Raw genomic sequence first — 6,044 nt, forward strand, 5'->3', positions numbered from 1 at the left:
TTCGCTCGCGTCGTACGTGCGATCCTGGGGCGTCTCGCTCTTGCCGAAGCCCATGTGGTCGGGAACGACCACCCGATGGTGACGCGACAGCGGCCCGATCAGGTGGCGCCACTCGTAGCCCCACGTGGGCTCACCGTGCAGCATGACGATCGTCTGACCGGGCCGCTCGGGGCCCTCGTCGACATAATGCTGACGGAAGCCGGCAGCCTCATTGAAACGGGCGGGATACGGCCACGTGCCGTCGAACGTCTCGTCAGCAGCAATCACGGGATATCGTGCCTTCCGGTGCGGTGTTGTCCGTACTGACCGCGGTCATGAGGTCCTCCGAGTAATGGTTTTGAAGCAGCCTTCATCGGCTGGCTCGTTCTTGCGCCGAGCTGCGTGGTACGCCCTGAACGTCATGAGTTCAGCCGCCAAGCCGCCGTCACGGCGTCACGCTCCTGCACGCCCGGACCAAGCCGGTCCGGCCAGTTCAGGATTGTTGTGTACTGAACTGTCAGAAACCTAGCCGGTTCTGTACTGAGTTGTCAAGTACGGCGGGTCGGCCTTACCTTCTGCGTAGGGGGCCGCCCGTAGTTTCCAGCGCAAAACAACGATTAGGCTGGCCAGGGCCCAGGAAGGGCTCTCGCTGTGGTTGGGCACGAAAACGAGCGGAGGAGAACCGTGACCGGAGCGATTCGCCTGCCGGGTAAGGGAGAAGCATGAGGATCATCCCCGTGCCGGACGAGCTGACCCATTACTCGTCCCGTCGGCTGGACGAGGTTGATGAGCTGGCCTGGCCGGTGTTGAGCCAACATGCCTTGGACCTGCTGCGGTCATCCGGTGAGGAACTGCACCCCGCGCCCGGCGAGTTGCTGTGGGACGCCGGTGATCCCACCGACTTGCACCTCGTGCTGACCGGTGGCGTGCTCCTCGTGGACCGCCGGGCCGACCGGGTTGTCTTCGTGATCGAGGCTGGTGACTTCGTCGGCGAGCTGGGCATGTTGATGGGGCAGCGCGCCGTCTTCCAAGGCGTGGCCATGGAGCAGACCGCGATCCTGCGGGTTCGGGTGGAGGAACTGCGCCGGCTGGTGGAGATCTCGGGGGAGCTCAGCGATGTCGTGCTGTCCGCTTTGGATGCGCGGCGGCGCTTCCTGAGCAGGAAGGGCGAGGGCGGTCTGGTATTGGCCGGAGACGACGACCGCGACCTGCACCGCCTGCAGGACTTCGCTGAGCGCAACCAGATTCCCTATCGGACGGTGCTGCGCTCGAACCCGTCGGCGTGGTCGGAGCTGGCGCAGACCTGTGCCTTGCCCGAGACCGGTACGGCCGTCGTCACGGCACAGCGCCGCGTCATGACATCGCCGACCACGCGTGACCTGGCAACCGCGCTGGGAATCGACCTGTGGGGCATCGCCGACGATGCCCGGTGTGACCTGCTGGTGGTGGGCGCCGGACCGGCGGGGCTGGCCGCTGCCGTGTACGGGGCGTCGGAGGGACTGGACGTGGTCGTCGTCGAGGACGTCGCCATCGGCGGCCAGGCCGGCAGCTCGTCACGGATCGAGAACTACCTCGGCTTCTACCGCGGCGTGTCCGGGGTTGAACTGGCCCGGGCGGCGATGCTGCAGGCGGTCAAGTTCGGGACCAGGCTTCTGTCACCCCGCTCAGTCACGGGGCTGTCGCAGGTGCCCGGCGGGTTTCGGGTGCGGCTCGACGACGAGCACGACGTCCTCGCCTCAGCGGTGATCATCGCCAGCGGCGTGCGCTACCGGCGCCTGGACCTGCCCGGCCTGGCTGACCTGGAGGGCCGTGGCGTCTACTACGCCGCAAGCCAACTGGAGGCCAACTCGGTCTCCGGGCGCAACGCCGTCGTGGTCGGGGGCGCCAACTCCGCCGGCCAGGCGGCCCTGTTTCTCGCGCGCACCGCCGGCCACGTCCACGTCCTGATCCGCCGTGATGACCTGCGCGACACCATGTCGAACTACCTGGCGCAGCGCCTGACCCACCACGAGCGGATCACCGTGCATCCTTGCTGCGAACTGTCCGCCGTCCATGGCGGCAGCCGGCTCAGCGAGCTGACCTGGCACGACCGCGCCCGCGACCGGGACGTACGACTCGACGCGGCCGCACTGTTCCTGATGATCGGCGCGGACCCCTGCACACCCTGGCTGCACGACAGCGGCGTCGACCTCGACGCCAAGGGCTTCGTGCGCACCCACGACAGCTTCGCCACCTCGATCCCCGGGCTGTTCGCCGTCGGTGACGTGCGCGCGGACTCCGTCAAGCGGGTGGCATCGGCCGTCGGCGAGGGATCCGTGGCCATCTCCGCGGTCCACGCCTACCTCGCCAGCAAAAGGACGTTCTGACCCGAGCCTCACGGCGGACGCGGAGATCCGCCCCACGCCGCCCGTCCCGGTTGTCTCGCCGCGAGGGTCGATTGATCCGCTACGGGGCCCATGCGGCGATTCGTTCCGCGATCGCTTCGGGGGCCTCGATGTGCAGGAAGTGACCGACGTCGGGGACGACCTCCCGCGTGCGCGGGGCGGCGAACCGGTGCCGGTCGTCGGCCTTCTGGGGGAGGATGCAGTCGTCGTCGGCGCCGTGGAGCTGCAGCATGGGCACGGTGATCGGTTGAGACAGGCGGCGCGTCGCGGCGAGCATGCCGGGTCGCAGCATCTCCCGGTAGTACTTGATGGGCGCGGGCATGCTCGCCCGCAGGTGCTTGTGCAGCTCCGCCCGCAGAGCTGGATCGAGCGTGAGGCCGGGCGACCACTGGCGCCAGAGGCGGTCGATGAGGGCGAGATCGCGGGCGGTGGCCAGCCAGCCGCTTCCCGGCAGTTGAAAGAGCCCCATGTACCAGCTGCGGCTTAGCTGAGCCAGGCGTGGCCGGGTCAGGAGCGTGAGGGGGTGGGGGATGGCGAGCGTGACCGCGCGTTCGATGCGCTCCGGCGCGGTGACGCAGGTGTCGTAGGTGATCATGGCGCCCCAGTCGTGGCCGATCAACTCCACGGGTCGCCCGGGAGACCAGCGGTCGATCAGCGCGAGCACGTCGCCGGTGAGGGAGGCGAAGTCGAACGGCCCCGCGGTCGGGGACGGCGCGTAACCGCGAAGCCAGGGTGCGACGACGTGACGTCCGCGGCGGCCGAGCTCGGCGAGGAAGGGCTTCGCGGTCGGCGGATGGTCTGGGAAGCCGTGCAGGACGAGCGTCGGTCGGCCATCGGGGTCACCACCCTGCAGCGCGTGAAAGGTGCCGTGTGGCAGGTCGAAGGTGACGCGTTCGAACTCCATGGGTGTCAGCCTTTTTCCAAGAGTCGGTAGGCGAGAGATGCTGATGCCGGCTTCGGTGTCTCTGGGTGTGCCGGGTGTGCTGCGGGGTCAGCCGGGCAGCCGGTTGAGCTTGCGGATTTGGTTGTCGAAGGCGCTCGAGGGCACGATCCGGCGCAGGAGGCTGACGCGTGCGGCCATCGAGCCGGCGGTGTATCGGAGCTTGGGCTTGGCATCGGTGGCGGCCGCGACGATCACCTTCGCGACAACCTCCGGGGCGTCGGCGGTACGCAAGGCCGTGGCCAGCACGTCTCGGGCGATCTCCCGCTGCGCGGCGTAGACCGGCAGGGGAGAGTCCGGAGCCTGGCTGCTCGCCTCGAAACTCGTGCTCGTGTAGGCCGGCTCGACCAGCAGCATCCGCACGCCGTGCTCGCGAAGCTCATGGTCGACGGACTCGGCGTAGCCCTCGACCGCGTGCTTGGTGGCGGCGTAGACGGCCATGAACGGGGCGGGGATCAAACCGAGCACCGAGGCGACGTTGATCACGCGGCCACTGCCCTGGGCGCGCATGTGGGGCAGCACCGCGTTGGTCATCCGCATCAGGCCGAAGACGTTGATGTCGAAGACCTCCTTGGTCTGGGTGATCGAGCTCTCCTCGCCGGCGCCGACCGCGCCCACGCCCGCGTTGTTGACCAGGACGTCGATCCGGCCGAACCGCTTGATCACCTCCGCGACCAAGGAGCGGACCGATTCGTCGCTGGCCACGTCGAGATCGAGGAACGTCACCCCGGTCAGCGGCCCGGTCTTCGCCGCGTTGCGGCTCGTGCCGACCACCGCGAAGCCGGCGTTCACGAGGGCGAGCGCCGCCGCCCGCCCGATCCCGGAGGAGGCACCCGTCACGATGGCCACTGGGGAAGCTGTCTGCATGTCGATTCCTTAGGTTGCGAGCACGACCTCGTCGTGCCCGGTGGGGGTCGCCAGCACGGTTGTGTACTGAACTGTCAAAAATCTAGCTGGTTCTGTACTGAGTTGTCAAATACGGCGGGTCAGGATTACCTTTTGGGTATGGCGAGACCACGAAGCTTCGACCACGACCACGTTCTGCATGCCGCCGAGCGGCAGTTCCGCACCACGGGCTACAACGGCACGAGCGTCGATGACATCAGCTCCGCCACCGGCCTGGGCCGCGGCAGCCTCTACGCCGCGTTCGACGGCAAACACGGCGTGCTTTTGCAGGCGATGACCGGGTACTACGCCCGGCTGGCGCAGTTCGCGCCGATGGCGCTGACCGGACCGGACGACGGTGCCCTGGAGCGACTGCGTGGGTACTTGCTCCGCGCCGTGCACGGGGTGCCACTCGCCGCCGACGTGCCTCCTGCCTCCGACCGGGCGGCGGCGGCCTGCTTCGCCGCCAAGATGGCCATGGAGATCGGCACCTCCGACCCCGAGGTGCAACGCCTGGCCAACGACTGCTTCTCCGTGCTCACCACAGCGGTGGCCGAGTGTGTGCGAGCGGCGCAGCGCAACGGCGACATCGATCCCGACGCCGATCCCGATGACCTGGCCTACCTGCTGCTGACCATCATCCGCGGGACCGACGTCGTCGGCGCGTACGGCCACAGCCCCGCCCGCCTGACCTCGATCGCGGAAAGCGCGTTCGCATTGCTGCCTCGCCCGCACCACCGCTGAGAACGGCACAGCCGGCGGCCCAGCTCAAGTCGAGATCCACAAACAGGCCTAAGGACCCTGCTCGGCGGCTCGGCTTGCCGGGTATTTTTCGTGCCGTCGGACATCTGCGGGACCGAGGGAGCTGAACGGTGCGGATCACGGGCACTGGCCACGCGAGCATGCGGATCGACACGGGCGCCGGGAGCATTCTGTGCGACCCGTGGGTCAACCCGGCGTTCTTCGCGTCGTGGTTCCCGTTCCCCGACAACTCCCTGCTGGACTGGGAGTCGCTGGGCGAGGTCGACTACCTGTATGTCTCGCACTTGCACCGCGACCACTTCGATGCGGCGCATCTGAAGCGTTTCGTCAGTAAGAAGGCGACGGTGCTGCTGCCGGAGTATCCGACCAGTCAGCTTGAGGACGAGTTGCGTGCGCTCGGCTTCACCAGCTTCTTCAAGACCAGGAGCGACGAGGTGCACGAGCTCGACGGCGGCCTCAGGGTGATGATCCAGGCGTTGATCAGCCCTACCGACGGTCCGATCGGTGACTCGTCGTTGTGGGTGGAGCATGACGGTGTCCGGGTGCTCAATCAGAACGATGCCCGTCCGACGGACCTGTCGAGGTTCACCGAGTTGGGTCACGTGCACGCGCATATGCTGCAGTTTTCCGGGGCGATCTGGTATCCGATGGTCTACGAGCTGCCGCAGGCGGCGAAGACGGCGTTCGGTAAGCAGAAGCGTGACCGCCAGTTCGACCGCACCTGGCGCTATATCGATGATCTGAAGGCCGACCATGTCTTCCCGATCGCGGGCCCGCCGTGTTTCCTGGATGACGAGTTGTGGCAGTTCAACGACATCCATGGTGACGAGGGAAACATCTTCCCCGATCAGTCGGTGTTCCTGAGCGAGTACGCGAAGGTGGGCGGCACCAACGCCGTGGTCCTGTTGCCGGGCAGCGTCACGACGCTGGCGGCGGAGTCCATCGAGACCACGCACCCGACGGATGTGGATGAGTTCTTCGCCAACAAGAAGGCGCACCTCGAGGAGATGCGTGAGCGTAAGGCGCCGATCATCGCGGCGGAGAAGGCGTCCTGGCGGCACCCGGAGATCGACGTGCTGGGCGAGCTGAAGAAG

Annotated in this window: 6 protein-coding genes; 3 read left to right on the top strand and 3 right to left on the bottom strand. The window is 67.4% G+C overall.

From position 1 onward, the window contains the following. Positions 1-267, bottom strand: a 267-nt coding sequence (locus DMB66_RS55340; protein ID WP_125812054.1) for an alpha/beta fold hydrolase, incomplete at its 3' end; no start/stop codon positions are given. Between the two features lie 434 nt (positions 268-701). Between DMB66_RS55340 and DMB66_RS55345 the strand changes: the two genes are divergently transcribed. Further along, the gene (locus DMB66_RS55345; protein WP_125812055.1) at positions 702-2,345 is read left to right on the top strand and encodes a cyclic nucleotide-binding domain-containing thioredoxin-disulfide reductase; all 1,644 of its coding nucleotides are present in this window, start codon (positions 702-704) and stop codon (positions 2,343-2,345) included. Positions 2,346-2,424: 79 nt separating this feature from the next. On the opposite strand, the gene DMB66_RS55350 is transcribed toward DMB66_RS55345, so the two are convergent. Together DMB66_RS55350 and DMB66_RS55355 are read right to left on the bottom strand one after the other, a co-directional pair. After that, a complete protein-coding gene (locus DMB66_RS55350) occupies positions 2,425-3,267 on the bottom strand; it encodes an alpha/beta fold hydrolase (RefSeq protein ID WP_125812056.1) in 843 nt (280 codons plus the stop codon). A gap of 87 nt (positions 3,268-3,354) precedes the next feature. Continuing rightward, positions 3,355-4,170: an oxidoreductase gene (locus DMB66_RS55355; protein WP_125812057.1), complete on the bottom strand. Its 816-nt coding sequence runs from the start codon at positions 4,168-4,170 to the stop codon at positions 3,355-3,357. Between the two features lie 138 nt (positions 4,171-4,308). Between DMB66_RS55355 and DMB66_RS55360 the strand changes: the two genes are divergently transcribed. Together DMB66_RS55360 and DMB66_RS55365 are read left to right on the top strand one after the other, a co-directional pair. Next, positions 4,309-4,932, top strand: coding sequence for a TetR/AcrR family transcriptional regulator (locus DMB66_RS55360; RefSeq protein ID WP_125801909.1), 624 nt, complete (start codon positions 4,309-4,311; stop codon positions 4,930-4,932). Between the two features lie 128 nt (positions 4,933-5,060). Continuing rightward, on the top strand, positions 5,061-6,044 hold a 984-nt coding region (locus DMB66_RS55365; protein WP_148112895.1), incomplete at its 3' end, for an MBL fold metallo-hydrolase.

It is taken from the genome of Actinoplanes sp. ATCC 53533 (genome assembly GCF_003947245.1).